Source organism: Bradyrhizobium sp. USDA 10063 (assembly GCF_054063735.1).
This window is the reverse complement of record NZ_JBSSGP010000002.1, coordinates 4811003-4836508: the sequence shown is the minus strand read 5'-3', so window position 1 is coordinate 4836508 and position 25506 is coordinate 4811003. Positions and strand designations below refer to the sequence as shown.

At 62.3% G+C, this 25506-nt stretch carries 25 protein-coding genes, 1 tRNA gene and 1 pseudogene; 19 read left to right on the top strand and 8 right to left on the bottom strand.

Going from position 1 to position 25506, the window contains the following annotated elements; genetic code table 11:
* Positions 1–4: 4 nt before the first annotated feature.
* Together ACVJGD_RS24875 and ACVJGD_RS24870 are read left to right on the top strand one after the other, a co-directional pair.
* Positions 5–661, top strand: coding sequence for a pyridoxamine 5'-phosphate oxidase family protein (locus ACVJGD_RS24875; RefSeq protein ID WP_456636778.1), 657 nt, complete (start codon positions 5–7; stop codon positions 659–661).
* 503 nt (positions 662–1164) lie between these two features.
* Positions 1165–2280 carry an alpha/beta hydrolase family protein gene (locus ACVJGD_RS24870; RefSeq protein WP_456636777.1) on the top strand — a complete coding sequence of 372 codons (1116 nt, stop codon included), beginning with the start codon at positions 1165–1167 and terminating at the stop codon, positions 2278–2280.
* Between the two features lie 50 nt (positions 2281–2330).
* Here ACVJGD_RS24870 and ACVJGD_RS24865 read toward each other — a convergent pair whose 3' ends face one another.
* Positions 2331–2813 carry a MarR family winged helix-turn-helix transcriptional regulator gene (locus ACVJGD_RS24865; RefSeq protein WP_456636776.1) on the bottom strand — a complete coding sequence of 161 codons (483 nt, stop codon included), beginning with the start codon at positions 2811–2813 and terminating at the stop codon, positions 2331–2333.
* A gap of 370 nt (positions 2814–3183) precedes the next feature.
* Between ACVJGD_RS24865 and ACVJGD_RS24860 the strand changes: the two genes are divergently transcribed.
* Positions 3184–4764: a porin gene (locus ACVJGD_RS24860; RefSeq protein WP_456636775.1), complete on the top strand. Its 1581-nt coding sequence runs from the start codon at positions 3184–3186 to the stop codon at positions 4762–4764.
* A gap of 444 nt (positions 4765–5208) precedes the next feature.
* On the opposite strand, the gene ACVJGD_RS24855 is transcribed toward ACVJGD_RS24860, so the two are convergent.
* The gene (locus ACVJGD_RS24855) at positions 5209–5652 is read right to left on the bottom strand and encodes a hypothetical protein (protein WP_456636774.1); all 444 of its coding nucleotides are present in this window, start codon (positions 5650–5652) and stop codon (positions 5209–5211) included.
* A gap of 319 nt (positions 5653–5971) precedes the next feature.
* On the opposite strand from ACVJGD_RS24855, the gene ACVJGD_RS24850 reads away from it, so the two are divergent.
* The 3 genes from ACVJGD_RS24850 (at position 5972) to ACVJGD_RS24840 (ending at position 9162) form a co-directional block, all read left to right on the top strand.
* Positions 5972–6859, top strand: coding sequence for an IclR family transcriptional regulator (locus tag ACVJGD_RS24850; RefSeq protein WP_456636773.1), 888 nt, complete (start codon positions 5972–5974; stop codon positions 6857–6859).
* A 51-nt stretch (positions 6860–6910) separates the two neighbouring features.
* Complete coding sequence (locus tag ACVJGD_RS24845) at positions 6911–8107, top strand: CaiB/BaiF CoA transferase family protein (protein ID WP_456636772.1); 1197 nt, start codon at positions 6911–6913, stop codon at positions 8105–8107.
* A gap of 77 nt (positions 8108–8184) precedes the next feature.
* Positions 8185–9162 (top strand): Bug family tripartite tricarboxylate transporter substrate binding protein, encoded by a 978-nt coding sequence (locus ACVJGD_RS24840; protein ID WP_456640360.1) that lies wholly within the window; start codon positions 8185–8187, stop codon positions 9160–9162.
* 334 nt (positions 9163–9496) lie between these two features.
* Here ACVJGD_RS24840 and ACVJGD_RS24835 read toward each other — a convergent pair whose 3' ends face one another.
* Positions 9497–9955 (bottom strand): hypothetical protein, encoded by a 459-nt coding sequence (locus tag ACVJGD_RS24835; RefSeq protein WP_456640601.1) that lies wholly within the window; start codon positions 9953–9955, stop codon positions 9497–9499.
* Between ACVJGD_RS24835 and ACVJGD_RS24830 the strand changes: the two genes are divergently transcribed.
* From ACVJGD_RS24830 to ACVJGD_RS24805, 6 genes and pseudogenes are all read left to right on the top strand, one after another.
* Positions 9858–10139: a copper chaperone PCu(A)C gene (locus ACVJGD_RS24830; RefSeq protein ID WP_456636771.1), complete on the top strand. Its 282-nt coding sequence runs from the start codon at positions 9858–9860 to the stop codon at positions 10137–10139. The genes ACVJGD_RS24835 and ACVJGD_RS24830 overlap by 98 nt on opposite strands.
* A 108-nt stretch (positions 10140–10247) precedes the next feature.
* Entirely contained in the window at positions 10248–12035 is a 1788-nt protein-coding gene (locus ACVJGD_RS24825; protein ID WP_456636770.1) for a PQQ-dependent dehydrogenase, methanol/ethanol family, read from the top strand.
* A gap of 133 nt (positions 12036–12168) precedes the next feature.
* Positions 12169–12669 carry a c-type cytochrome gene (locus ACVJGD_RS24820; RefSeq protein ID WP_456640359.1) on the top strand — a complete coding sequence of 167 codons (501 nt, stop codon included), beginning with the start codon at positions 12169–12171 and terminating at the stop codon, positions 12667–12669.
* The gene (locus ACVJGD_RS24815; protein ID WP_456636769.1) at positions 12666–13313 is read left to right on the top strand and encodes a hypothetical protein; all 648 of its coding nucleotides are present in this window, start codon (positions 12666–12668) and stop codon (positions 13311–13313) included. Before ACVJGD_RS24820 ends, ACVJGD_RS24815 begins: the two co-directional genes overlap by 4 nt.
* 41 nt (positions 13314–13354) lie before the next feature.
* Positions 13355–13473 (top strand): annotated as a pseudogene (locus tag ACVJGD_RS24810) (SDR family oxidoreductase); the annotation flags it as partial.
* Positions 13474–13490: 17 nt separating this feature from the next.
* Positions 13491–14099 carry a hypothetical protein gene (locus ACVJGD_RS24805; protein ID WP_456636768.1) on the top strand — a complete coding sequence of 203 codons (609 nt, stop codon included), beginning with the start codon at positions 13491–13493 and terminating at the stop codon, positions 14097–14099.
* Positions 14100–14164: 65 nt separating this feature from the next.
* Here the strand turns inward: ACVJGD_RS24805 and ACVJGD_RS24800 are convergent, their stop codons facing one another.
* Positions 14165–15181, bottom strand: coding sequence for a calcium-binding protein (locus ACVJGD_RS24800; protein ID WP_456636767.1), 1017 nt, complete (start codon positions 15179–15181; stop codon positions 14165–14167).
* A gap of 650 nt (positions 15182–15831) precedes the next feature.
* Between ACVJGD_RS24800 and ACVJGD_RS24795 the strand changes: the two genes are divergently transcribed.
* Complete coding sequence (locus tag ACVJGD_RS24795; RefSeq protein WP_456636766.1) at positions 15832–16140, top strand: hypothetical protein; 309 nt, start codon at positions 15832–15834, stop codon at positions 16138–16140.
* Between the two features lie 442 nt (positions 16141–16582).
* On the opposite strand, the gene ACVJGD_RS24790 is transcribed toward ACVJGD_RS24795, so the two are convergent.
* Positions 16583–16657 (bottom strand) — tRNA-Thr (locus tag ACVJGD_RS24790).
* A 249-nt stretch (positions 16658–16906) separates the two neighbouring features.
* Between ACVJGD_RS24790 and ACVJGD_RS24785 the strand changes: the two genes are divergently transcribed.
* From ACVJGD_RS24785 to ACVJGD_RS24775, 3 genes are all read left to right on the top strand, one after another.
* Positions 16907–17104: a hypothetical protein gene (locus ACVJGD_RS24785; RefSeq protein WP_456636765.1), complete on the top strand. Its 198-nt coding sequence runs from the start codon at positions 16907–16909 to the stop codon at positions 17102–17104.
* Positions 17105–17159: 55 nt separating this feature from the next.
* Entirely contained in the window at positions 17160–18863 is a 1704-nt protein-coding gene (locus ACVJGD_RS24780; protein WP_456636764.1) for an FAD-dependent oxidoreductase, read from the top strand.
* A gap of 128 nt (positions 18864–18991) precedes the next feature.
* On the top strand, positions 18992–19300 hold the full coding sequence (locus ACVJGD_RS24775; RefSeq protein ID WP_456636763.1) for a UBP-type zinc finger domain-containing protein: 309 nt from the start codon (positions 18992–18994) through the stop codon (positions 19298–19300).
* 63 nt (positions 19301–19363) lie between these two features.
* On the opposite strand, the gene ACVJGD_RS24770 is transcribed toward ACVJGD_RS24775, so the two are convergent.
* Together ACVJGD_RS24770 and ACVJGD_RS24765 are read right to left on the bottom strand one after the other, a co-directional pair.
* Entirely contained in the window at positions 19364–20101 is a 738-nt protein-coding gene (locus ACVJGD_RS24770) for a DUF6065 family protein (RefSeq protein ID WP_456636762.1), read from the bottom strand.
* A gap of 69 nt (positions 20102–20170) precedes the next feature.
* On the bottom strand, positions 20171–21883 hold the full coding sequence (locus ACVJGD_RS24765) for an outer membrane beta-barrel protein (RefSeq protein ID WP_456636761.1): 1713 nt from the start codon (positions 21881–21883) through the stop codon (positions 20171–20173).
* Positions 21884–21885: 2 nt separating this feature from the next.
* On the opposite strand from ACVJGD_RS24765, the gene ACVJGD_RS24760 reads away from it, so the two are divergent.
* From ACVJGD_RS24760 to ACVJGD_RS24750, 3 genes are all read left to right on the top strand, one after another.
* Positions 21886–22209, top strand: a complete 324-nt coding sequence (locus tag ACVJGD_RS24760) for a hypothetical protein (RefSeq protein WP_456636760.1) — start codon at positions 21886–21888, stop codon at positions 22207–22209.
* Between the two features lie 966 nt (positions 22210–23175).
* The gene (locus tag ACVJGD_RS24755; protein ID WP_456636759.1) at positions 23176–23688 is read left to right on the top strand and encodes a hypothetical protein; all 513 of its coding nucleotides are present in this window, start codon (positions 23176–23178) and stop codon (positions 23686–23688) included.
* 173 nt (positions 23689–23861) lie between these two features.
* Complete coding sequence (locus ACVJGD_RS24750; protein WP_456636758.1) at positions 23862–24686, top strand: alpha/beta fold hydrolase; 825 nt, start codon at positions 23862–23864, stop codon at positions 24684–24686.
* Between the two features lie 114 nt (positions 24687–24800).
* Here the strand turns inward: ACVJGD_RS24750 and ACVJGD_RS24745 are convergent, their stop codons facing one another.
* On the bottom strand, positions 24801–25448 hold the full coding sequence (locus tag ACVJGD_RS24745; RefSeq protein WP_456636757.1) for a TetR family transcriptional regulator: 648 nt from the start codon (positions 25446–25448) through the stop codon (positions 24801–24803).
* Between the last annotated feature and the right edge of the window lie 58 nt (positions 25449–25506).

The window sequence follows — 25506 nt, the reverse complement described above, 5'->3', positions numbered from 1 at the left end:
AGCCATGACAGGCTCGAAATTATCGCCGACTGAACGTACCCGCGTCCGGCTTCATCCGGAGCGCGCCGTCTATGATCGCGAGGTGATGTATCGCATCCTCGACGAGGCGCTGGTTTGTCACGTCGGTGTCGTGGTCGATGGCGCGCCGCGCGTGCTTCCGACCGCGATCGTCAGGATCGGCGACTTCGCCTACATCCATGGCAGCCCCGCCAATCAGTCGCTCGCGGCGTTGGCCGCCGGCGCCCCGGCCTGCATCACGGTCACCCTGATCGACTCGATCGTTGCGGGACGATCGGGGTTTGGAATGAGCATGGACTATCGCTCGGTCATGATATTCGCGACGGCCGAGAGGATCGTCGATCACGGCGAGAAGGAGCGCCTGGTCGCGGCGTTCATCGAGGACATCTGCCCGGGCCACCAGGTGCGTCCGCCGAAGCCGAAGGAAATCGCCGCCACGCTGTTCATGCGCTTTCCGCTGACCGAAGTCTCGGTCAAGATCAGGAATCAGGGCGTGGTGGACCCTGAGGAAGATTATTTACTCGACACGTGGTCGGGCGTGATCCCACTCCAGCTCGCCGCCGGCGAGCCCCGTAATTGTCCGGCCTTGAGGCCCGGCATCGCCGTCCCCGATTACGCGAAGAACTATCGCCGCCACTGGTGAAGATTCCAAAGGCCGCGTCCGGTTGCGCGGTCTGACTTGTCCGCTGTTTGACTCGCGACGTTGCTACGACGGCAGGCGCCGCGATCGCCTAACTTGTCGTAGCACTCGCCGAATTCTTCTCACCCTTTTGCTGACGCTGGTCGTCTCTCTGTCGGCCATGGTGCAGTTCGCAACGTCTCAGGTCGCCGTGCTGTCATGGTGATGAATTGGTGAGCACAGTCGGCCGCAATCATCGCGCAATGTTTCTGCTCCCTCCTGTTGCGCAACCCCGCCATGCATCATTCGTTTTGACAGCGATGTGATTTGCGCCGAAAGAAGGCGCGCTTCTTCTATGCGCAGAGTTGGGGAAGAACAGCGCGCGTGAACGTTTTGTAATGCGCTCATTGGGCTGTTGAAGTTGGCTGACACTTTTATTGGGGGCGCGCTAATTGCTGTTGCCGGTTGTCGATTGCGGAGATCGCAGTCCTTGCGATCTTCTCTCCGGGGCGAAAGCGGCTCCGGCCATGGACTCTGATCTGAGCCCGCAAGGGTGGATCTGGTGGCCTGAACGTGAGGATCTCTCGCTCGAGTTCACGCGGTTATTGGCTTCCGCTCAGGAAGGCGGCGCGACCTTTTCGGAATGCTGGCGCACCGCCAGCCGCATCGATTTGACCGGCGACGATGGCGACGATTCTTGGCACCGGGAATGGGCCGCTGCCGCGGAGGTAAATCGCGAGCGGGCGTCATCAGCGGCAGCGCAAGGCCATCCTGCGACGGCGAGGAGCAATTGGCTTCGCGCCATCAATTATTATCTTACCGCTGCCTATCCGTTTGATCTTGCGCCGGACAAGCGGCAATCAGCGATGGCATCGATGCGCGAATGCGCCGCGAGCTATCTCAACTGCCGTGAGCCTCGTGGCGAAGTCGTCTCGATACCTTGGCTGAGCGAGTTCACCTTGCAAGGGTATTATCTGCCGGCGCCCGCAAGCGGCGGTGGTGCGCCGGTGGTCATCTGTATCGGCGAACCCGGGCATCACAAGGAAGAGTTTCTGTTCAAGCTCGCACGCCACGCCTCCGAGCGCGGGATGGCGCTGCTTGCAGTGGACGTCCTGGGCGACGGCACGGGCTTGTCGTTCGAAAAGGTATCGCTCCACCACAGGCCGGAGCGGGCCATTGGGCCCATCATGGATTATCTCATCGGCAGAGACGACGTCGATGCGCGACGGGTCGCGATTCTCGCCGATGGCTGGAGTTCATCCTTTGTCGCGCGCGGCATCGCCTTCGACCATCGCTTCGCCGCGGCCGTTTGCGACGGCGGTATTTGGGATCTGCATTTGGGATCATTTCTGGATCCGCAGAACAGGCCGTTCGGCGTCGAGCCTTGTCCGGAGCTGGAAGCCGACCGCATCCTGAGGCGCGTCAGGTGTCCGTTGTTGGTCGCTGCAAGCAAGCGCGGCGGGCTCAGCGCGGATCGAATCGCCGAATTGACGGATCGGTTGCGGGCTGGACGGCGCGACCGGGATGTCACGCTCGAAATATCTGAGGGCGCGGAGACCGCAGCGGCGCAGGGTCGCTCCGACAATCCAATCCTCGCCAAGGAGTTCATCTTCGATTGGATCGCGTCCCGCATCGGGGCGTAGTCTTTAATATATGGAGCATAGCCTCCAAGCGCGCCCCGACCGTCGTGTCCCTAGAAATCCGCGGCGACTTTCAGACGCGCTTTCTCCAGCCGCTTCTTGAGGACAGCGAGCTTGTTGGTCAGATCATCCAGCTCGCGCGGGCTGAATTCGGCGAAAATGAACTCGTTCAGGCTTTCCTGCTGCGATGTCAGGCTCGCGAGCTGCTTATAGGTCTTGTCGGTCAGCGACATCTTCACGATGCGGGCGTCTTCCTTGGCCGGCCTGCGGCGGACGAAACCCTTCTTCTCCAGGAGCTTCGATTGGGTCGTGACGAACGACGGATCGACATGCAGCATTTTTGAGACGGCATTGACGGGCACGCCGTCGCCCTGATCGAGGTCGGCAAGCGCCACGATCATCATCCATTGCGGCCCGCTGATTCCGAGCTTCTTGGCCCAGAAGTAACGAATCTCCTCGAGATGAACGCTGATCGCAGCGATCTCCCAGGCGAATCGCCGAATGACATCCTGACTCTTGGTGGCGGACTCATTCATCGGCACCGTACTCATCCCCCTTGCAGACTCCATAGCGGATGTCCGGCGGAAACGACACCGGTAATCCGTTATATGCGTCAATTTGCACGGGAAATTGGCAACAAGTGCGTCTTCCGGCGTCTGCACCTTAGTTGCCGAAAAGACACATCAGATTCGCAATCAATATATGAGTGAGTAAACTAATTTGATTATCTAAATAGCACATGCATAACTTTCATTCCGACGGAGGGGGGCTCCCGACGTCTCGTCTCAGGTGGTTCGCATCAGTCCACCGGCTTGAGAGATGCGTTGATCCTCAACGTTTTTTTCGAGGGCAGTCTAATCCGCTTTGCACGGGGGTTCGTGCACAGCACTTACTTGGAGGTTAACAATGAAGGTGGCTAAGAGCCTTATCCTCGGCTCAGCGGCGGCTCTGCTCGCCATGGGCGGGGCTCAGGCAGCCGATCTTCCCGTCAAGGCCAAAGCGGTCGAGTACGTGAAGGTCTGTTCGCTCTACGGTGCCGGTTTCTGGTACATCCCGGGCACCGATACCTGCATGAAGATCGGTGGTTATCTGCGCGTCGACGCCACGTTCAACGGCGGCATCTACGGTGCGCAGGCGTGGTCCGGTGATATCGGCCAAGGCAACCGCTACCGTGACTACTTCGCCGCCCGCTCGCGTATGGCGCTGACGGTCGATACCCGCACCGCGACGGAATATGGCGTCGTCCGCACCTTCGCTCAGGGCGACTTCCAGTTCTCGACGCTCGGCAACACCACCTACAGCCCGAACTCGATCAACGGTTCGCTCCCGGTCGCGGGTTCTCAGTTGCTTGACACCCCCGGCGGCGGCTATGTCGCGGTCGAGTACGTGTTCATCCAGTTCGCGGGCTTCACCTTCGGTAAATCGTCTTCGGCCTTCGCGACGCCGTGGCATGGTTATCCGGGCAACATCTCGTCGAACCTGCTCGGCGGTCATGACACCGTCACCGGCGTGAACAACATCCAGTACACCGCGCAGTTCGGCAACGGCATTTCGGCCACCATCGGCCTCGATGATCCGACCGTCTTCAACCGTACCGCGGTCGCCAACCTGACGGTGCCTCTCACCGCGACCGGCGGTATCGCCAACGCCTATGCGGGCGTGCATGCTCCCGACGTCGTCGGTAACGTCCGCATCGACCAGGCCTGGGGTCTGTTCCAGATTTCGGGCGCCGCGCATGAAGTCAGCGGCTCCTACAACACGCTGAACACGGCGGCTGCTCCCGCGGGTGGCGTTGGTCTGCCCGGTGCGGCGCCGACGGCCCTGTCGGAAATCTCGGGTCACCCGGACACCAAGTGGGGCGGCGCGGTGATGGCTGCGTTGCAGATCAAGAACATCCCGACCGGCCCGGGCGACGACATCAAGTTCGATGCGACCTATGCCGTCGGCGACACCAAGCAGGTGATCTCGACGTCAGGGGCCTCGCCGAGCTTTGCGATGTTCGGTAGCACGAGCATGCCCGGTGCCTATCAGAGCGTCGGCTTCGGTGCGACCACTGATGGCGTGTATCTCCCGGTCGCGGCCGGCGGTGATGGTTCGATCCATCTGACCAAGGCCTGGGGTATCCGTGGTGCATTCAACCACAACTGGGACCCGTACTGGTCGACCAGCTTGTTCGGCAGCTACTCAAACGTCAGCTACGACAACACGGCCAAGGCGTTCATCTGCGCCAACTACACCGGCACCAAGGTCGTGACTGCGGACTATAGCTGCAACCCGGACTTCAGCGTGTCTCAGCTCGGTGCGGTCACCCGCTGGACCCCGGTCAAGAACCTGACGTTCTCGGCCGAAGTCATCTGGTTCCACCTCGACCAGAAGTTCACTGGCGGTGCTGTTCTCGGCGTGCCGGCTCCGAAGCCGGCCACGCTCTACCAGTACAAGGACCAGGATACGGTCAGCTTGCAGGTCCGCGCTCAGCGCAACTTCTGATCCGCCCGATCTGGAGCAAATCTAGAGAATCCCCGGCAGGCAACTGCCGGGGATTTTTCATGTGCGAATGGTGAGTGGCGAATCGCGAATAGCGAAGAGAGGTGTCGCGGAAGTGCGCGATGCCCACTCGCATTCCCTATTCGCCATTCGCCATTCACCATTCACTACCTCCGCAACGTTGGCATAGTGCATGGTTGAAAAAACATGATTTACTCAGGTAATTTTCTAAGGTAGTAAGAACTCAAGTCGGTGCAGCATGGCCGGCCCGTCAGGTCTCGCTGAGACACGACCTCTTAATGCTAAACCTCCGAAACCTCCGGCAATGCCCTGCCGGAGGTTTTTCATTGTGGCGACCACGGCAAGGCTGTGTGCTCCGGCCTCGCCTGATTCGGGTGTCGCCGGTGGTAGAGCGAAGATCCCGGCGACCGTGGCGCGATCGCCCGATCAATCCGGTCCATGCGTCATCGCAACGCCGGCGCCGCTGCCACAGCGCTCGGGCGGCTTCTCGCCCTTTGCGGCGCAGAAGCGCGAAAGGGAGCGGTCGTTGAGATACAGCGTGCCCGCATAGGTATTGCCGGCCACCACCCCGTCGAAGACAAAGCGGTATCCCTCCTGCCGCAGGATCATGCGTGCTCCATCGAGCCTCCAATGTCCCGAAAGCGTGGCCTGGATCGGCCTGCCGCTTGCGGCATCACGCCCGTCCTCGCGGTAGCTTCCGTCCGGACTCATGCGCCACGTGTAGACGTATCGCGGGAAAGCGTCGGGAATGATCGCGGTCCAGACGTTGCCGTCCGCTTCCGCGATGGCATCGCGCGGAAGAACCGGGTTGATCTGCAGACACCAGAGGAGCGCGCACCAGGCTGCGAATGGGAAAAACCGGCCAGCCATCGTTTGCCCCGTGTTGATTGTTGCTTAGGCCGGAGCGCAACGCTCTCTCCGCTCGCAATGACGAGGGGAGGCTTCTGATTCGAATGTCAAGCAGCTTTCCGCCGTCACCCGGCTTGGCCAGACGAGCCAATATCCAGAGGCGTCGACGCGCAAGCCATGGGTCACATCGCGTTCGACGCCACAGGCCGGATTCTCCTGTAAACGCTCCATACCAGGCAGCTAAATCAATAGCTTATCATGATATGTCCGAATAATGGACAAAATATACGAATAGAGATAATACATGGACAAAAATCCTGATCTGGTCTAGCAGAGCCGCATGACCCTTTCCGCACGGCGCAAACCGGCCTTCATTCCATCTCCGTCCGCGGAGGCGGTGCTTGCCGAGAGCGCCGGCGACGCGGCTTTCGCAACAACGCTGGCAAAGGGGCTCGTGGTGCTCGAGGCCTTCGACGCCCAGGCGACCATGCTCGGCAACATGGAGCTTTCGGCACGCACGGGGATTCCGCGGCCGACGGTTGCCAGACTGACGCATACGCTCGCCGAACTCGGCTATCTCCGTTACGACCAGGATCTCGCGAAATACTGCCTTGGCGCGCGGGCGCTGCGCATGGCCCACCCGCTGCTTGCGGGCATGCCGTTTCGTCAGGTGGCGCGGCCATTGATGCAGGAGCTGGCGGAGAGCGTACGCGGCACGGTCTCGATCGGGCTGCTCGACGGAACGGCGATGGTCTATGTCGAGTCCGCGCGATCAGGCGATGTTGGACCGCACGTCCCCGACATCGGCATGCCCATTCCGGTTGTCAGTACGGCGATGGGACGCGCGGCCGCCGCGACGTTGCCGGCAACCGATTCTGCGCTGCTGGAGCGGCAGATCAAGACCGATGACGCGGACTCCTGGTCCACGCATCGCGACAAGTACCGCGCCGGAATTCAGCAATGCGCGGATCGGGGATTCTGCACCTGCTACGGCGAATACATGCCGTCGATTCACGCGGTCGCCGCGCCGCTGTTTCACGCGCGGCGCTTGAAGCAGTCGTTTGCCATCAATTGCGGAATTCCCGCGTTCCGGCTGCAGCCCGGGCAGCTCGAAGCCGAGATCGGCCCGCGTATCAAGGCTCTCGCCGTCAGCATCCGCTCGCTCGTCAACGAAGCCGAGCCGACCGTCGAGCCACGCGAACAATCCAGGAAGAAGACCACGAAATGATCCGATGGCGATCCGAAGAGAAGTCATCACGCTTTCGCGGCGGAGCATGAGATGGCCGGGCCGCTCGAGGGGTTGAAGGTTCTCGACATCGCCACCATCATCGCCGCGCCGCTGGCGGCGACGCTTCTGGCCGACTATGGCGCCGAGGTCCTCAAGATCGAGATGCCGGGGCAGGGCGATGGGCTCAGGTCGTTTCCGCCGTTGAAGGACGGCAAGCCGCTGTGGTGGAAGGCGGCGAACCGCAACAAGAAATTCGCCACGCTGGATCTTCGCACCGCGGAAGGGCTTGCGCTGTTCAAGCAGATGCTTCCGCGCTTCGACGTGCTGATCGAGAATTTTCGACCCGGAACGCTCGATCGCTGGGGCCTCTCGAAGGAAGTGCTGTGGTCGATCCAGCCTCGCCTGGTCATCTTACGCGCGACGGCTTTCGGGCAGGACGGGCCGTATAGCGGCAGGCCCGGCTTCGCCCGGATCTTCGAAGCGATGGGCGGGCTGACCTACATTACGGGCGAAGCCGACGGCGAGCCCACGCATCCCGGCTACCCGATCGGGGACTCGATCGGCGGCCTGTTCGGCGCCGTCGGCGTGCTTGCGGCACTGTGGAAGAGGGCGCGAGATCCGGATGCTCCCGGCGAAGAGATCGATCTTGCACTGACCGAAGCGGTGTTCCGGCTGCTCGATGTCCTTCCCATCGAGTTTGACCAGCTTGGTTTCGTGCGCAGCCGGATCGGCAATGCCAACGGCTATTCCGCGCCGGCGGCGGTGTTTCGCACCAAGGACGATCACTGGGTCACGCTCGCAGGTTCGACCAATGCGCTCTATGCGGCGAACTGCCGGGCGATCGGAAGGCCCGATTTGATCGAGGACCCGCGCTTCGCCGGCAACGACCGGCGCGTGAAGCACGCAGGCGAGCTCAACGAGATCTTCTCGGCGTGGTGCGCCGAACATACGCTGGAGGAGGTGCTGGCGAGATTCACGGCCGCGCAGGGCACGATCGCGCCGATCTATTCGATCGATCAGATCGCATCGGACCCGCAAGCCAGCGCGCGCGAGATGATCGCCCGCGTTCCCGATCGCGACTTCGGCTCGGTGGCGATGGCGAATGTCGTTCCGCGCTTCACCCTCGATCCCGCGCGATTGCGCCATTCCGCCGGCGACGTGGGGCAGGACAATCGCGAAGTCTATCAGGATTGGCTCGGCCTTTCGAAGCAGCAGATCGAACGGCTCACCCAGAAGAAAGTGATCTGACGTCCGTGCACCGGCGCATTTCCGAAGGACAACAAGAAACGCGATGCGGACGTGCAACAACGAAAAGGGAGGCATTCATGAAAGTCACACGCCGAACTCTGCTGGGCAGCGTCGCCGCCTGCCTCGCTGCGGGGTGCGGTTCCCGGGCGTTCGCACAGGGCGCTTGGCCCACCCGTATTGTGCGGCTTATCTCACCGTACGGCGCGGGCGGGGCCAACGACATTTCGCTGCGCATCCTGGCCGAGCAGCTCGAGCGTCATCTCGGCCAACAATGCATCGTCGAGAACAGGCCGGGCGCGGGCACGCGCCTTGCCAACGAAGCAGTCGCGCGCGCCGAGCCTGACGGCTACACCTTCCTATACGCCGCAGCACCATATGCAACGGCCGAAGCGCTGTTCGGAAAACTGGGCTATGACCGCAAGGACCTGCAGCCGGTGGCGATGGCGGTCGTCGCGCCGCTGTTCCTGATCATCAGCGCGGAGGCGCCCTTCAAGAACCTGCAGGAGCTGATCGCCTACGGCAAGTCGCAGCCCAACGGGCTTACCTTCGCCTCTCCGGGCGCCGGCTCCCAGCCTCATCTGGCAGCCGAGTTGTTGTTCAGGGACGCAGGCGTCAAGGGCCTCAACGTTCCGTTCCGCGGCGATGCGATGTCCTACACGGAATTGCTGGCAGGCCGCGTCGATGCCACGCTGACCGCGATCAGCACGGCCTTGCCCTATATCCAGAGCGGCAAGTTCCGGGTGCTGGGCGTGGCGTCTGTCGATCGCAGTCCGATCTATCCGGAAGCTCCCACCTTGCGTGAGCAGGGCCTGCCCAACGTGATCGCTGCCGGCTGGTACGGTTTCATGGCGCCGGCTGCCACGCCGCGCTCCATCGTCGATCGTCTGCAAGACAAGATCGTGCGCATCCTCGCCGATCCCGACGTGAAGCAGAAGCTGTTCGCCCAGGGGCTGGAAGTTCGCGGCAGCACCGCCGCGGAGTTCGGTGCATTCATCGACGCGGAGACGCGCAAGTGGGGCCAGTTGATCCGCGATACCGGTCTCAAAGGGGAATAAGGTTGCGCGGCCGTTGCGTTAGCCGCGCAGAGTTTCGCGTTTATCGCGAGCGTGGATCCAGGCACACGTTTTCGGATCATGGTGCATCGGATCATGCTGTTGCATTGCAACTGGCGCGCTTGGAATCCAATGTACCAGCGCGTTTGCATTAAGCTGGTTCGCCGCTCACGAACGCTTGGCTCTCGCGCAAGTCCGACCGCGCCTTATCTCTGTGCGGATCGTTGGAATGAAATGCGTTAAGCACATCATTCATTGGAATCCTTTTCCAGTCATCGGTCCTCTCGCCGCCATATTTTGGGATGATTTGTTTTTGCAACGAGCGTAACGTCGCACGCTAAGAAACAAAAATGATCTTGGGAGGAATGCGCTGATGAGTCGGACGAAGCATTTCGTTTGGGCAAACATCACCTGTCACGCTCGGCCGACAGGGCACTCGCAGGATCACGCTCGCGCCGGAACGTAGCCGATGATCGCCATAGCGACATCGGGAGGTGATGGCGCGGGTCTTGATCGCGGCGGCCGGATTGCGCTGTTCCGCAGATCGGGAATCCTTGCGATTGGGCTGGTCGCCGTCGGAACTTGGCTGACGCCAGGAGCCGCAGCGGCGGATGTTGCGTTGCAGGTGACCAACGCCCGCGTGCCCGCTTCCGACGAGATCGGCATCAATCTCCCGCTTCTGATGACGATCAGGAACGATGCGGCTGAGGCCGACGCGATATTGCGCGTCCGCTGTCCCGTTCGCGAACTTCACCGAAAAGCACACCGTCGATCGCGGCGAAGGCGCGCCGGCCATGCGCGAAATCAAGTCGATTCCGATTCCGGAGAACAAGACCACCGAGCTCAAGCGCGACGGATATCACGTGATGCTGCTGCAGACGCGGCAGAAGCTTGTCGACGGCGAGAAGTTCACTTGCGCCGTCGTTTTCCAAAAAGCCGGAACCAAAGAAACGGAGGTGGAGGTTTCCCCAACGCCCTGATCGCGGCAGCGGGCAAGGTGAGCCCGCTGAACGAGGCTTCTCGACTGAGCGGCCCGGATGTGCCGGACGCCCGATCCAACATGAACTTGCCAAAGGAGGGCATTACTCATGGAGCGATTTTCAGGTCATGCGACAATCACCAGGCGAGCGCGTCTGCTCGCCATAGCGGCCGCTGCCGGAGGGATGCTGGCGGCAATGCCGGCCTTCGCCGCCGACGAGGTCAACCAGGAACGGCTGCTCAACGTCGACAAGGAACCAGGCAACTGGCTTCATCATCACCAGAATTACTCCGCGCACCGGTTCTCCAGTCTCAAGGAGATCAACCGCGACACCGTGAAGAACCTGAAGGTCGCCTGGACCATGCATCTCGGCGGCATCGAGCCCGGCGGCATCTGGAGCCATGGCGGCCTGGAAGGCACGCCGATCGCGGAGAACGGCTTCCTCTACGTCACCGATGGGTGGGGCTCGGTCTACAAGATCGACGCGCATGGCGGCCGTGGCCAGTTGGTCTGGAAGATGGATCCCAAGACCGACCGTGACTGGGCCGGCGCCGTCGCCTGCTGTGGCGTCGACAATCGCGGCGTCGCTTTGTGGGGCAACCTCGTCATTTCCCACACGCTGGATGGCCGGCTGATCGCGACCAACAAGGAGACCGGCCAGGTCGCCTGGCAGCGCACCGTCGCCGATCCGGACAAGGGTGAGGTCATCACCGGGGCGCCGCTGATCGTCAAGAACATGGCGATCACCGGGGTGGCGGGTGCTGAATACGGCATCCGCGGCTGGATCGCCGCGACCGATCTCTCGACCCAGAAGGAACTCTGGCGCACCCACACCATTCCGGCCAAGGGCGAGCCGGGTAGCGATACCTGGAAGGACAGCAACAACGCGGCTGCCTCCGGCGGCGGCTCGACCTGGGTGACCGGCAGCTACGATCCGTCGACCGACACCATCATCTGGGGCGTCGGCAATCCCGGACCGGACTGGGACAACGAATATCGGCCGGGCGACAACCTCTACACCGACAGTTCGCTCGCCCTCGACGCCACGACCGGCAAGATCAAGTGGCACTATCAGCACACGCCGAACGACCCTTACGATTATGACAGCGTGGCGGAGAACGTGCTGGTCGATATCCCCGGACCCAGTGGACCGCGCAAGCTCGCGCTCGAGGCCGACCGCAACGGCTTCGCCTATGCGATCGATCGCACCACCGGGAAGTTCATTTGGGGCCTTCCGTTCGTCAAGAAGGTCACATGGACCAAGGGGCTCGACCCGGAGAGCGGCAAGCCGATCGAGTACGACCCGAACAAGGCGGTGCAGACTTACATCGCGTCGGTGACGCCAAGCCGCACCAACATGGAAACCGACATCTGCCCCGGCAACATGGGCGGCAAGAACTGGCCGCCGACCGCCTACAATCCGGACCTGAAGCTCTGGTACATCCCTGTCATCGAGAGCTGCAACCGGATCAAGGTCGAGGTGGCTACGCCCGACAAGCTGAAGCCGCGTGAGTTCTGGACCGGCGGCGGCCCGAGCCAGCCGTTCAAGATCACCGGCAGCGTCACCGCGATCGACGTCACCACCGGCAAGATCGCCGGCAAGATGGAAACGCCGTTCCCGAATCTGGGTGGCATTCTCGCGACCCCCGATCTCGTCTTCTCTGGCCAGCCGTCCGGCGAAGTGATGGCGCTTGATGCCAAGTCGCTGCAGAAGCTGTGGGAGTTCAACACCGGAGGCGGCGTCAACGCACCGCCGATGACCTTCACGGTCGATGGCAAGCAGTATCTCGCCATCCTCGTCGGCCTCGGCGGCGCCTGGGACAAGTGGTTCATCGATTCAACGCCCGAGCTGAAGAAGATCCAGCCGGGATCGATGCTCTACGTATTCGCGCTCTGATCTCGCAACCATGGAGGGCCCGCCGATGTCGGGCCCTCCCACTTCTTCAACAAGAGACGTCATGATGATCTTCAACGCATCCTCGGCGGCGGCACGTGTGCTGCTCGTGAGCGTCGTCGCCCTGAATCTTTCGATGCCATCAGTTGCATTCGGTCAGTCGGCGCAGGCGACGGCTTCGGATCCGACCAATGCCGGCAAGGCGGTGTTCAGCAAGGCCAACTGCATGGGTTGCCACAAATGGCACGGCAATGGCGGCGGCGGCTACGGCGGCGATGCGCTCTCGCTGCGCAAGACCGTGCTGACACGCGAGCAAATCATCGAAACGGTCAGTTGCGGGCGGCCCGGCACAGGCATGCCGTTCTTCGTGCGCGGCGCCTATGATGAGGTGAAGTGCTACGACATGAACCGCGAGCAGGCGGGAAGCCACATGCCGCCCGAGGCCGGAACGTTCCTGCGGCAGAAGGATATCGAGGCGGTCGCCGACTATGTGCTTGCGCATATCAAGGGCGCCGGCGAGCCGACTTATGCGGAATGCGTCACCTTCTTTTCGAGCACGTCGCGGGTCTGCGACATCTACAAGACCCAGGCAGAGAAGCAGGACAATGCGAGCGCCAGCACGGGGAAGAGCCAGTGACGATCAGGCTGAAGTTTTGTGGAATCCTCAGCGTTCTGCTCGCCTGGCAGGCGGTCGCGCTGGCGAATTCTCCGGCGAGGGGCGAGGAATTCGGCGGCAACGACCTGCGCGACATCCGCCTCGGCATGGCCGTGAACGAGTTGGCAGAAACAGGCTATGTCGATTTCTACTGTGCGACTGACCCGAGGCATACGTTGACCGGCTGGAAGGACTGGCGCGATTGCCCGGCCGGCGCCAGCGGGACGCGGGCGATCCGGTTTGGATATGATCCCATGACCAGCCGCGACGGCACAATGGTGGCGGGCCATCCGGCGCTCCTGACCCTGCTGATCGACGATGGCGGACACGTGGCGGGCCTCCTGATCGAGACCGATCCGAAGGCGCGTCTCTACATCCGCAAGAAGGCGTTCCTGCTCGGGCTGCAGGCCAAGTCGCGCTACGGCGCGGACGGCTGGGCCTGCACGGAAGGCCAGCCTGATCAGGGAGACCAGCCGGTCGGCGGCGTCTACCTCAAGGAGCGCTGCACCAAGTCCATCAGTGGCCGCTCGCTCGTCGTCGAACGCAACCTGTTCCGCCGGCCCGACCAGGACACCAAGAGCTTCGTCGACGAAACGCGGATCAGCATCCTGCGTGCCAAGGATTAAACCAACCAAAGATCGAGTTGCACGCGCGGGCGCCGAAGTTGACCAAGACCGGTCTCGCCGATATCCAGATATCGCAGCCTGGATTCGTTTCCTGATGTCCGGCGGCTGGTGGATGATGGGTCAGACCGTTCTCGTCAACGGCGGTCTCATCGCGAAGTGAGGTGTCGTACAACTCCGATGGATGGCCACAATGACCTGCATCAGAGCCATGAGATCTTCGTCCACATCCGCATCATCGTCGGAATGATCCTGGGCATCAGCATTGCCCGGCTCGTCAGCGGCGTGACGCGGTTTATTCAGCACCCCGGCAAGGAGAGAATCAACCTCCTCCATATTGGATGGGCTGTTTTCGTATTCCTCGCCATCATCCACTTCTGGTGGTTCGAATTCGCGCTGTCCAGGATCGAGCGGTGGACGTTCGAGAGCTATTTTCTCGTGATCTGCTATGCCGTCGTGTTCGTCATGCTGTCCGCAATGATTTTTCCGGACAATATCGGCGAACATGAGGGGCTGAAGGAGTATTTCTGGAATCGCAGGAAGGTATTCTACGTTCTCGTCCTGGTTCTGTTTTCAGTTGATGTGTTCGACACGCTCCTGAAGGGAGCGAACTACTATAAGCAATTCTATGGCTGGTATTATCCGGTGAGGCAGAGCCTCCTGATCGGCGGGACAATAGGGGCGCTGCTTTCCGCTTCCGAACGATACCACGTCTCGTTCGTCGCCTTTGCGCTGATATTCCAGATTATCTGGGTCGTGAGTTTGTTCGACGTGCTAGGTCCGGTCTGAAGCAGCCAAAGCCGCGCGGCGCGAAGCACGCCGTCAGCTCCGGTCGCAGCATCCGGCGACTGAGATCAGACGGATGCCGAATATGGCGTCCGCGCGATCCGGCTCTCGGCGGCAACGGCGAGTGATGTGCCGTCCGCGAAGGCCAGGGTCGCCGGGCTGTACGGCCCGAGCTGCAGCGCGATGCTATCGTCGCTGCCCTCGAAGCTGATCGTCGCCACCGAGCCGGATACGCTCACACGGGTGTTGTCGGCACTGAGGCCTTCGCCGAGTTTCAACGTCGTATTGGGACCGGCATAGATGGTGTCGTGACCGTCGCCCTTGGCGAAGTTCACGACCGAGTCGGAGGTGACCCATATGGAGTCGTCGCCGCTTCCGCCTGATACATTCGCATTGCTGTATGCGGAAATCCGGTCATTGCCGGCGCCGCCCTCGACGAGACTGTCGCTCCAGGCCGAAATCTGGTCGTTGCCATCGCCGCCATTGATCTTGCTATCGGACCAGCCGCTGATGACATCGTCGCCGGCGCCGCCGAGCACGGTCGTGTCGGACCAGGCCTTGATGACGTCGCTGCCATCGCCGCCATCGACAACGCTGCCGGACCAGGCGTCGATCTGGTCATTGCCCGCGCCGCCATGGACGACGCCATTCGACCACGCCTTGATCACGTCGTCGCCGGCGCCTCCGTCCACCACGCTATCGCTCCAGACGTTAACAGTGTCGTTGCCGGTGCCGGTATCGACGAGGCTCTTCGACCAGCCGCCAAGTTGATCATTGCCGTCGGTGCCCGAAACCGTTGACAGCCCCAGCTCCTGCAATCGCAGCAGGAAGGCCTGCACCACAGGCGACGTGCCGATGCTGGTCGAGGTGTTGGTCGGCGCGCTCTCATCGCCCGTCGCGGCGTCCGGCGCGCCAGTCGACTGGGTGGGGCCCGATTGCGACGGAGCGGCCGGTGGCGTTGCCGCCTGCTGGAGCACCTGAAGGATATCAGGAGGCGAAGGCGGCTCGGGAAGCATGAACGGCCTGTACCACGCGCCTTGAACCGACAGCACCTGCATCGCCCAGCCCTTTTCAATCGCTTCCACCACCGGGCACCGCATGCGGTCAGTGACAACGATGCGCGTGCCCGTCCCCAGGACAGAAAGCGTGAATTAGGTCAATAAAGCCTAAATGGCAGACGCGGCGGCATGCCGCAATGCAGCCGCTGCGGAACGTTTTGCCAAGCTTGGATCGGTTTCTCGGCCTCTTTGAAGGTGAACCTGCGCGACAAGCGAACTTGGCTTGGCGTGTTAGTCGCCCCTCTTGTCGCCGGTCGGGGCATCGGGCTTGGGTGGTGGTGGGCTGCCCACGCTCCCGGATGAGCCGGTCCGCGCGCCAGGTTTGAGTGGCGGTGCGCTCCCGCCCACGGCACCTGAAGCAGCGGCCGGATCTCCAGGCTTCGGCGGCAGTGGACTGCCCACGCCCTGCGCAAATACCTGAACGGGTACGAGTGCGAGAGCTACGGCGATCAGCATGGAGAGCTTGCTTTTTGACATTCGTTTCTCCCAATGTTGTCTCCCGACAACCTTCGGGCCAGGCGCGCAGTTCCTCATCGACCTCCGGCCGCCCAGGGCGACGCAAGGCCACGACTTCCTGTTGATGTTGTGAATTGCGACACATCGCACAAGCGCGAATCGCCGTAGACTTTACGCGCGTCGTTAGGCGCGTTTTCTCCCTGGCCTTGAGCCCGTCGCAAATGGCGGGCTTCCTTCAACAGGGCGCCCAGCGGTGCTTTCGCGGACGCACGGCTGCGCTCAACAGCGGGCTCTCCGCATTCATGCTGAGGCGAATTTCATTCCCGCGCTACACGTTTTGGCTCTTTATCGCCGCATCGAACTTGAAAAGGCGAAAGTGTCCACACGACCTAGTGCGTGTATCGCTTGGCTTTGGTCGCTTTCTGCTGCCGGTGCGCTTTGAATTCAGCCAAGAGCTGTCGAGGATCCAATGTTTCCGCGCGCCTGACCTGCTCTCTCAACCACTCCAACTCGGCAAGCTGTTCGAGTAGATCAGGTGAAAATTGCTCCAATAGTAATCGTCGGTTCCTGGAAATCCGGAGCTTCTGCCGCACTTACGCACTCCTCTACGCATGCGTGCATTCTCGGGATACCTCTTACGCTGAGCTGTGATCGCGATATATCCGGAAAACCACTGCCGCTACTTTGGGCTGAGCGTCCGCGTTGCGCGAAGCGCTCCCAAGGGGGCTGTCGGTGGTCTGGATTGACCTGGGAGGCACTCCACAACCTCCGGCTGATGGTCTCGATCGGCGCCGTCTCGCCTTCTTGGAAAGGCCGGCATGTCCAACGACAGCGGAGGCCGAATTTGTGGTCCATCCGACGTAGCTGGCGGCCCGCACGGATCGGTTGACACTCTGGAGCTATCGCATCGAGCGGGCCAACACGGCTTCGGCCATATCGCCGTCGTAAGGCACTGATACCTTTGGAAAAACCTGGTGCTGCCGGACAGGATTGAACTGTCGACCTCTCCCTTACCAAGGGAGTGCTCTACCACTGAGCTACGGCAGCATGCCCGGGAACGGAGAATCGGCCCAATTGGCCCCTGCGGGCGCGGCGGTTCTTGCCACAAGCCCCCCTCCGGCGCAAGCGCGGGGACGGGGCCGGGGCCTGCAAAAACATTGCTTCCGGTCGAAATTCGGCCAATTCGGGGCGCTTCGGTTCCACGGCCCGCTCGGACCTCCCCGGTCGACCGGTGCATGGTCCTCGTTGCCTGGTCTATTGTCATGCGGCTATGGCAGGTTCGTAAACGGGTCCAGCATGCAGGACGAGAAGGACAAGCAGGAGCGGCAGGCCGCGATCGCGTCGAACGTGGCAAGACAGCGTCGCCTCAAGCTGGCGCTGCGTGAAAACCTCAAGCGGCGGAAGTCACAGGCGCGCGGGCGCAGCGGTGTTGCATCTTCCGAACCGGTCGAAGGCCGACTAGATGACGCAGGCGACGGCGAGCCGGGCCGTTAGCAGGTCATGCCGTGATGGTGCGCCGTGTTGTGGTTGAGGAGAGTGAGTAGCTGAGATGGCTGCAGAGACGATAGCGAATCCGATCAGCGCGAGGTCCCTCGCGTTTCCGCGGCACGAACAGACCTTTCCGACCCTGACCGAGCACGAGATCGAGCGCATGCGCCGGTTCGGCGATGTCAGGCACTATGGCGACGGCGAAGCGCTGTTCGAGACCGGCAAGGTGGGACCGGGCATGTTCGTGGTGCTTTCGGGCACGGTCGCGATCACCCAGCGCGATGGCCTTGGCCATGTCACGCCGGTGATCGATCAGGGCCCGGGACAGTTTTTGGCCGAGATCGGCCAGCTCTCCGGCCGCGTCGCGCTGGTCGACGGCCATGCCGAAGGCGATGTCGAGACGCTCCTGATCCCGCCGGAACGATTGCGGGCGCTGTTGGTGGCCGAGGCCGATCTCGGCGAGCGCATCATGCGCGCGCTCATCCTTCGCCGCGTCAACCTGATCCAGGGCGGCGTCGGCGGCCCGGTGCTGATTGGCCCGCCGTCGCTCGGCGATCTCGCGCGGCTGCAGAATTTCCTGGCGCGCAACGGCCAGCCCTATCACGTGGTCGATCCCGCGACCGACAAGGACGCCGCCGACCTGGTGGCGCGCTATTCGCCGACGCGCGCCGAGCTGCCGCTGGTGGTCTGCCCCAACGGCAACGTGCTGCGTAACCCGTCCGAGACCGCGCTTGCGATGGCGATGGGCATGATCGGCGACCACGCCCATGACAAGCTTTATGACGTTGCCGTGGTCGGCAGCGGGCCGGCCGGGCTCGCCACCGCCGTCTATGCGGCATCCGAAGGCCTGTCGGTCGCGGTGCTCGATTCGCGCGCCTTCGGCGGCCAGGCCGGCGCCAGCGCCCGCATCGAAAACTATCTGGGCTTTCCGACCGGCATTTCCGGCCAGGCGCTCGCCGGTCGCGCCTTCAACCAGGCCCAGAAATTCGGCGCGGACATCCTGATTCCGGTTTCGGTCAGATCGCTCGACTGCTCCAAGCGGGACGGCGTGTTCTCGATCGCAACCGAATGTGGGCACACCTTGCGTGCACGATCGATCGTGGTGGCGAGCGGGGCGCGCTATCGCCGGCCGGGAATCGAAAATCTCGAGGCCTTTGAGGGCCGCGGCGTCTGGTACTGGGCCTCGCCGATCGAGGCCAAGCTGTGTGCCGGCCAGGACGTGGTGCTGGTCGGCGGCGGCAATTCCGCAGGCCAGGCCGCGGTGTTCCTGTCGGGCCATGTGCGCAAGGTCTACATGATGATCCGCGGCGGCGGCCTGGGCGCCAGCATGTCGCGCTATCTGATCGAGCGCATCGAGGCGACGCCCAACATCGAACTGATGTTCAACACCGAGATCACAGCGCTTGAAGGCGGCGAGGATTCCACGCTCCAGCGCGTGCGTTGGAAGAGCCGCCTGTCGCCGGAGCAGCACGCGCTCGACGTCAACAACGTGTTCCTGTTCGTCGGCGCCGATCCCGCCACCGGGTGGCTCGAGGGCTGCGGCGTCAAGGTCGACCGCGGAGGTTTTGTGCTCACCGGCGTCCAGAACGGGCAGGATGGCGTGCGGCAGGGGCAATTGCTCGAAACCACGGTGCCCGGTGTGTTCGCCGTCGGCGACGTCCGCTCCGGATCGGTCAAGCGCGTCGGCGGCGCGATCGGCGAGGGTGCCCAGGTCGTCGCGGCGCTGCACGGCTTCCTCGCCGACAACGCAAATTCCACGGCTTAGTGTAGGTTGCGATTTGGTCGATCGCCTATCCGCGAACTCGTTCACCTCCCCCGCAAGCGGGAGAGGGGGCGCAGCTTCGTCGTGGCCCCAGTTCGATTCAACGTCATCATGCATTAGGAAAACAGCAGATGTCGAAAGGCTGCACCCATATCGCCGGCATCCAGACGGTCACGCCGAGCGCGCTTGGCTGCGAGGAGTGTCTGAAGAGCGGCAGCCGATGGCTGCATTTGCGCATCTGCCGCACCTGCGGCCATGTCGGCTGCTGCGACGATTCTCCCAACAAGCATGCGACCGCGCATTTCCATGCGACCGGCCATCCGATCATCGAAGGCTACGATCCGCCGGAAGGCTGGGGCTGGTGCTATGTCGATCGCGTATTGTTCGATCTCTCGCAGCGCAAGACGCCGCACAACGGCCCGATCCCGCGCTACTACTAGGCCGCATGCTCGCAAACTCGGCCGCATGGTCGATCCAAATTGTGCAGCCTCGCAAAGGTCGCCTCAATCCTTTTCCACGAATTCCCTTACGCGCAGGCGGCTCCGGTGGTCCGCGTGCGTTTCCTCGCCCGAGGGAGTGAGGCCGCGAAAATATGCCTTTTGCCAGCGCTGTTGCGCTGCTTCCGATCCCGGGCGCTGCAAGTCGGTATTGAAGCTGTTGCGGCCTTCGGACCACAGTTTATGTTCGCGTTCGATGTCTGGCGCCTTCGTTAATGGCAGCATCTCCGGCTCGATCCGCTCAAGGCTTCCACGTTCAATCGGAAAAAGATGGCAATAGGGCTCCCCCTGCTCAAATCGTATTTTTGTATTTGAGCGCGTGAACAGCCAATTCATCGTGAACGTGTACGGTGACCAATCCGTCTCGATGATCCCGCTGAGCGGCGCGATGGCGTCTTTCGGCCGGTTGATCGGCCCGGTAACAAAGAGGTCGAAACCGGGGTCGGTGCGGAACAGGCACGGGACATGGAAGGTCAATACGCCGTGCCCGAAGTGGCTCATAACCGGCGCCTCGGTGCCGAGATCAGGCTTGATCCGAATGGTTTCCTTGTGGTTGAGCCCGTCCCAACGCGCTGAAAAGCCCGACGGACAGAGCAATTCCCAGCCGTGAGCGTTGGCAATGTTGAGCGGCAAGCAGCGGTACGCGTAACGCTGGTCGCTGGCGTCCATCCAGTCGCGCTCAAGCGGCGCAGGACGGATGCGAACGGCATGGCCGTCGATTGTGTAAGCAACGAGTTTGGGCATCGGTCCTGATGTTACCACGAGACACGGAGTTTCAAAGTGCTCCGGCCGCTTTCGCGCAACCCGCGCTCGTCATTGCGAGAACAAGCCAGGACTGCCGCTTGGCGGGCCGGCAAATTTGTAGTTCAACCCTACGCGAATGATGTTCTCAGTCAATTTCGCTGAGTGCGTCCATGCGAACGGGCTTAGCGCGCCGATATCCTGTGGTGCCGGAGCTATCCGGTCACCGAAATCAACATAGAGATACTCGATCTTGGCCGTCCAGGGGCCGCTCAGAACGGCCTCCCAGCCGAGGCCCGCGGTCCAGCCAGGCTTCACGCGGGAATCGGAGCCCTCAAACCGAAAGCCTGTGAAGCCGGGAAAATCCGTGGCGGTCGAGAAGGCGAAGTCCGCGTAGGCCAGGCCGGCGGTCGCGTACACCATGGACCATGGGTTTGCCACAAGCCCCAGGCGTCCGCGGACAGTTCCGAAGTAATTCGAGCGGAAACTGTTTTCCCAGGTCGTGGCGACCGCGGGGGCAATCGGAAACGGTCCCCGCAGCTCGGATGATCGGAGATCACTGAAGTTGATATCCGTCTCGAGCCCGACGACTGTCTTGTCGAATTGTACGTTGCAGGAGACGCCGGCGCCGGCGGTTACCCCTCCGGCGCGTTGCGAAGCGGCCGAAGTCGCCTGCTGGGCGCCAAGTTGGGGAAGGACGCCGTTGGTTTGCGCAAAATCAACGATGGCGCCGTTTGGAGTGGAATCGAAGGCAGCCTTGGCCGAACCATAGCCGGCGTTTACGCCGACGCTGCAGCCCGACCAGCTGTAGGGCATGATGGCCGGCGGCGGCGCCTTGAATGGGAGATCCGCGGCATAGGCGGAGCTCGCCGCGTCGAAACGAACGCGGAAATGCCCCTTCGCCTCCCATACGTCGATTCCAGGATTGAAGAATGACAGGTAGCCGCCCGACAGCCACAGCTCGGCTTGCGATCCGATTTGGGCGCGGACGCCGCCACGTAGCTGCCCATGCCAGCGCGAAAGTGCAATGTCTTCGCCATTGATGGTGGTGATGACATCGACGAGGCGTTCGGTATCGTAGCGCAACGTGGCCTGCACGAAGGGCTGCAGCAGAAACCGCTGGTCGAACACGATATCCCGATTGAGCTCCACGGAGCCTTCGACATGACCCCAGCTATAGGCCTGGCCGGGGATGGGAAATCCCGCGCTGCTCGTTACACCCTGGACGTCGTCGCGGGCATGAAACAGCGTGAACCGGGGCAGGACACGCATCCAGGGCGTTTCGATGATCTCGGTCAGGCTCGTGGACAGGAAGACGCGGTTGACCGGCAAGTTGGCACCATGCCCGAAAACGTCGAAGGCACGATCGAGCCGCGCGTAACCGAGCCAGACATCAAACAATGTCGTCGGGCGGATCAGCCATCCGAGATAAGGCCCTCCGCCAATTCCTGACTGGTAGAGCGAGGCATCCAATCCGTTGAACGTGACCTTGGTGCTTTCCGGGTTGAATGCAAAGCCCGCGATGAGGTCCGGGCTGATGCGATAGTCGAGCCCGTAGGTGAATTCCGACAGCGTGCCTTGCGACGTCAGCCCGACGGTCCGGTCGGTGAAATTGACCTGGCGCGGTGTCATCCATGCATTCCAGCCGTGGCCGATCGATGCATAGGCTGGATTGGTGGCGACGCCTCCGCGCCCGAACCCCGCCAGAATCGCATCGGAGATGAAGTAGCTGCGCGTAAAGTCGGTCCCCAACAGGCGCGCGAGATTCGCATGCGGCACCGGCATGGGTGGCGGCGCTGGTGGCGGCGGCGGAGCCGGTGGCCCTGGTGGTGGCGGCGGACCGGGTGGTGGCGGTGGTGGCGGCGGCCCTGGTGGTGGGGGCGGTGGCGGCGGTCCTGGTGGTGGCGGCGGCGGTGGCGGCCCGGGCGGAAACGGCGGGAGCGGCGGGAACGGCGGCAAGGGGCGAAAACCCGGTGGTGGCGGCGGCGGAGGTGGCCCCGGTGGCGGCGGTGGGGGCGATATGGAACAAAGCTGGTTGCGGAATGCATTCACCTCGTTTGAAACTGACTTTTCGCCGCTTAGCGGCCCCAAGACGTTGCTCCAGGCCCTGAACTTCTCGTGGTCGTCGAACGACGGCGGAAACACCTCGATGGCGGTGTTCGTTCGAAGGTCGAGGAAGGTGGGTCCGCCGGTGATCGATCCGCTCGGGCTAAACCGCCACATGAAACCAGTTTGCGGATCGCCCTGTACGCTGCTCGCGTTGATGCAATAGTCATTGGTCGCAGAGCGATAGCCGTCAAAGCCAAGATGGATTCTGTCTTGAGCTCTCTCTTGGGCGACCGCGACGTTCCCGCAGACGATCGTCGCCGCGGTCCCTAACAGAAACGGGCCGAGCCGCGTCTGCCACTGTCGGTCTGTCGGAGCGGAACAAACGCACCGCCGGCTCGATGTGACCGAAGTCAATTGGATTCGCGGAGTGCCCACCCGCACTTCTCCCGACTCCCGACCGCGTGCTTAGCAGCCCCAATCAAAGAGCAATGCAGCTCTCAACCACGGCGCAGCGAAGTTTAGAGGGTCATGCCGGAAAGCGGCTCAATCGTGTCAACCAAAGGTAGAGGCAGGAAATGGCTGGCCGTTGTTGCCTAACCGCAACAAAACAGAGGCCGCGCGGGAAGCATCGATCGACGATGGAACCGTGGTCGCCTTCGCCTCCATCTGCCCTGAGGAAGTTGGATGAAGCTTAGGAATCAGCGGCGGGCTCACCGATCATCTCTGATGCCGAGCTTGTCGTCGCAGGCGGAGGTCTTGCATTCGAAGCGGAATCGCTAGTAGGCGTTGGCCGTAGTGAAGCGGTCGAGCTGGCCTGACGCTGGCATTGAGTTCGCCCCAGGTGCCGCCGAATCGGAGCGGAACGGAGTGAAGCCGGTGTGGGGGAGGGTACCTATGATTCATGCTCCCGTCATATCCAATCATCTTATCTGCATCATATAAATCCGGCTTCCCCTCCGCAAAGCACGTAGCAATCTCATTTGTTGCATCGTAGTGTTCCCCGCGGTTCTCAATGGGGAGTGCTTTACATGGTGCTGGGTATGAGCTTGGCCACGCTGACGCTTGTTCACGTGGTGATCAGTCTGATTGCAATCGTCGCGGGCCTTGTCGTGATGTTCGGTCTGCTTGGCTCGAGACGGATGCCGGGGCTCACCGCGATCTTCCTGCTGTTCACCATCCTCACCAGCGTCACCGGCTTCCTGTTTCCGTTCAAGGAGCTGCTGCCCTCGCATATCTTCGGCGTTGTTTCGCTGGTGCTGCTCGCGCTCGCCTGCATCGCCCTCTATGTCAAGAAGCTTTCGGGCGTCTGGCGTCCGATCTATATCGTGACGGCGATGACGTCGCTTTATCTCAACGTCTTCGTGCTGGTGGTTCAGTCCTTCCTCAAGATACCCGCGCTGCAGGCGCTGGCGCCGAGCGTGCCGCCGGCACCACCGTCCGGCCCCGTCTTCGCTGTCGTGCAGGGCATCGTGCTGGTGTTCTTCGTGGTGGTGATCATCGGTATCTGGCGGCGCTTCAGGCCGATGGCTTCGTTCGCCTGAAGCATGATCCAAGAAAAGTGGATGCGGGTTTTCCCTCGCGACAAACGCGAAGCGTTTGCGCGGAGATCATGATCCAATTGACATCGTGATTTGATATCGCAGGGCGATTTTGAAATCCGGAGCATGCCCGGATCGATATCCTCTGAACTTTAACTCGTACGAAAGGCTACGCGATGCCCACGATCACCACCAAAGACGGCGTCATGATTTTTTACAAGGACTGGGGAAGTGGTCAGCCCATCGTCTTCAGTCACGGTTGGCCGCTGTCATCGGATGACTGGGACACCCAGATGCTGTTCTTCCTCAATCAGGGCTTTCGCGTCATCGCGCATGACCGCCGCGGCCACGGTCGGTCCAGCCAGGTGGGCGATGGCCACGACATGGATCACTATGCCGACGACCTCGCGGCGGTGACGGAGCATCTCGATCTGAAGAATGCCGTTCACGTCGGTCATTCCACCGGCGGCGGCGAGGTGGTTCACTATATCGCGCGGCACGGCGAGAGCCGGGTGGCAAAGGCGGCGATCATTAGCGCGGTGCCGCCCTTGATGGTGCAGACCCCGGCCAATCCGGGCGGCCTGCCCAAGGACGTCTTCGACGGACTGCAGGCGCAGCTCGTCGCCAATCGCTCGCAATTCTATCGCGAGCTCGCGGCGGGCCCGTTCTACGGCTACAACCGGCCGGGCGCCAAATCATCGGAAGCGGTCATCCAGAACTGGTGGCGCCAGGGCATGATGGGCGGCGCCAAGGCGCATTACGACGGCATCGTCGCGTTCTCGCAGACCGACTTCACGGAAGACCTGAAGAAGATCAACGTGCCCGTTCTCGTCATGCATGGCGACGACGACCAGATCGTCCCCTATGCCGATGCCGGGCCACTGTCGGCCAAGCTGTTGAAGAACGGCACGCTGAAGACCTACAAGGGCTTCCCGCACGGCATGCCCACCACGGAGGCGGCCACCATCAACGCCGACCTGCTCGCGTTCATCAAGAGCTGAGCGTCGCTGTTTCCTTCACCTCTCTCGCAAGCGGGAGAGGGAGCACAGTATCCGACGCGGATGCAATTTGACCTGATCCTATTATGCTCCAGGATCTTCATGGCGCCCGCGCGCTCACTCGAAGATCGCCCGGATTGCCGCGAACATCCGCTTGGCGAGAAGCTCCGGCTTCTCGCGCGCGCCCTCGGCGGCCCAAAGTTCGCCGCCGACGCGCATCGCGCCGGTTGCGATCATCGCGACCAGCCGCGCCTGCATCTTGTCGACCTTGTTGCCCGCGCGCTTGAGAAGCGCATCGGCCAGCGCGCGCTCGAGCTTCTCATACTTGACCTGGTCGCGCGCCTGCAGCGCAGGATTGTCCCGCTTCAGCCGCGCCATCGCCACCGCCTCGCCGGGATCGAGTTGCCCGACCATGGCGATGATGGCGCTTTCCGCCGCCGCGAGCATGGATTCGTCGGCAGGCCGCGCCGCGACCGCCGCGATCAGCGCCGCCGTGCTTTCCTCCTGCCAGGCGAACACGACGTCTTCCTTGGAGGCGAAATAGTGGAAGAAGGTGCGGCGGGAGATGTCCGCGGCGGCGACGATGTCGTCGAGCGTGGTCGCCTCGAAGCCGCGCTCCAGGAACAGCGCCATCGCCGCCCGCGTCAGCTTCTCCCGGGTCTCCTGCCGCTTGCGCGCGCGCAGGCCCGGCGCCGCGGCAGACGCGGTTTTCTCCTTTGATAACCTGCCCTTAGCCGATCTGCGCAAGGTCGCCGGTCGCTTCAAATTCTTCACCTCTTGCAACATTGCACTTAGTGCACATTTAAGGAGGCGCGGCTGGGAG

What these genes read in the sequence shown, in the direction of transcription:
- ACVJGD_RS24875 (WP_456636778.1), top strand. Translation starts at nt 5, where the DNA reads ATGACAGGCTCGAAATTATCGCCGACTGAACGTACCCGCGTCCGGCTT.
- ACVJGD_RS24870 (WP_456636777.1), top strand. Translation starts at nt 1,165, where the DNA reads ATGGACTCTGATCTGAGCCCGCAAGGGTGGATCTGGTGGCCTGAACGT.
- ACVJGD_RS24865 (WP_456636776.1), bottom strand. Translation starts at nt 2,813, where the DNA reads ATGAATGAGTCCGCCACCAAGAGTCAGGATGTCATTCGGCGATTCGCC.
- ACVJGD_RS24860 (WP_456636775.1), top strand. Translation starts at nt 3,184, where the DNA reads ATGAAGGTGGCTAAGAGCCTTATCCTCGGCTCAGCGGCGGCTCTGCTC.
- ACVJGD_RS24855 (WP_456636774.1), bottom strand. Translation starts at nt 5,652, where the DNA reads ATGGCTGGCCGGTTTTTCCCATTCGCAGCCTGGTGCGCGCTCCTCTGG.
- ACVJGD_RS24850 (WP_456636773.1), top strand. Translation starts at nt 5,972, where the DNA reads ATGACCCTTTCCGCACGGCGCAAACCGGCCTTCATTCCATCTCCGTCC.
- ACVJGD_RS24845 (WP_456636772.1), top strand. Translation starts at nt 6,911, where the DNA reads ATGGCCGGGCCGCTCGAGGGGTTGAAGGTTCTCGACATCGCCACCATC.
- ACVJGD_RS24840 (WP_456640360.1), top strand. Translation starts at nt 8,185, where the DNA reads ATGAAAGTCACACGCCGAACTCTGCTGGGCAGCGTCGCCGCCTGCCTC.
- ACVJGD_RS24830 (WP_456636771.1), top strand. Translation starts at nt 9,858, where the DNA reads ATGCGGCTGAGGCCGACGCGATATTGCGCGTCCGCTGTCCCGTTCGCG.
- ACVJGD_RS24835 (WP_456640601.1), bottom strand. Translation starts at nt 9,955, where the DNA reads ATGGCCGGCGCGCCTTCGCCGCGATCGACGGTGTGCTTTTCGGTGAAG.
- ACVJGD_RS24825 (WP_456636770.1), top strand. Translation starts at nt 10,248, where the DNA reads ATGGAGCGATTTTCAGGTCATGCGACAATCACCAGGCGAGCGCGTCTG.
- ACVJGD_RS24820 (WP_456640359.1), top strand. Translation starts at nt 12,169, where the DNA reads ATGCCATCAGTTGCATTCGGTCAGTCGGCGCAGGCGACGGCTTCGGAT.
- ACVJGD_RS24805 (WP_456636768.1), top strand. Translation starts at nt 13,491, where the DNA reads ATGGATGGCCACAATGACCTGCATCAGAGCCATGAGATCTTCGTCCAC.
- ACVJGD_RS24795 (WP_456636766.1), top strand. Translation starts at nt 15,832, where the DNA reads ATGGCGGGCTTCCTTCAACAGGGCGCCCAGCGGTGCTTTCGCGGACGC.
- ACVJGD_RS24785 (WP_456636765.1), top strand. Translation starts at nt 16,907, where the DNA reads ATGCAGGACGAGAAGGACAAGCAGGAGCGGCAGGCCGCGATCGCGTCG.
- ACVJGD_RS24780 (WP_456636764.1), top strand. Translation starts at nt 17,160, where the DNA reads ATGGCTGCAGAGACGATAGCGAATCCGATCAGCGCGAGGTCCCTCGCG.
- ACVJGD_RS24775 (WP_456636763.1), top strand. Translation starts at nt 18,992, where the DNA reads ATGTCGAAAGGCTGCACCCATATCGCCGGCATCCAGACGGTCACGCCG.
- ACVJGD_RS24770 (WP_456636762.1), bottom strand. Translation starts at nt 20,101, where the DNA reads ATGCCCAAACTCGTTGCTTACACAATCGACGGCCATGCCGTTCGCATC.
- ACVJGD_RS24765 (WP_456636761.1), bottom strand. Translation starts at nt 21,883, where the DNA reads ATGCCGGTGCCGCATGCGAATCTCGCGCGCCTGTTGGGGACCGACTTT.
- ACVJGD_RS24755 (WP_456636759.1), top strand. Translation starts at nt 23,176, where the DNA reads ATGGTGCTGGGTATGAGCTTGGCCACGCTGACGCTTGTTCACGTGGTG.
- ACVJGD_RS24750 (WP_456636758.1), top strand. Translation starts at nt 23,862, where the DNA reads ATGCCCACGATCACCACCAAAGACGGCGTCATGATTTTTTACAAGGAC.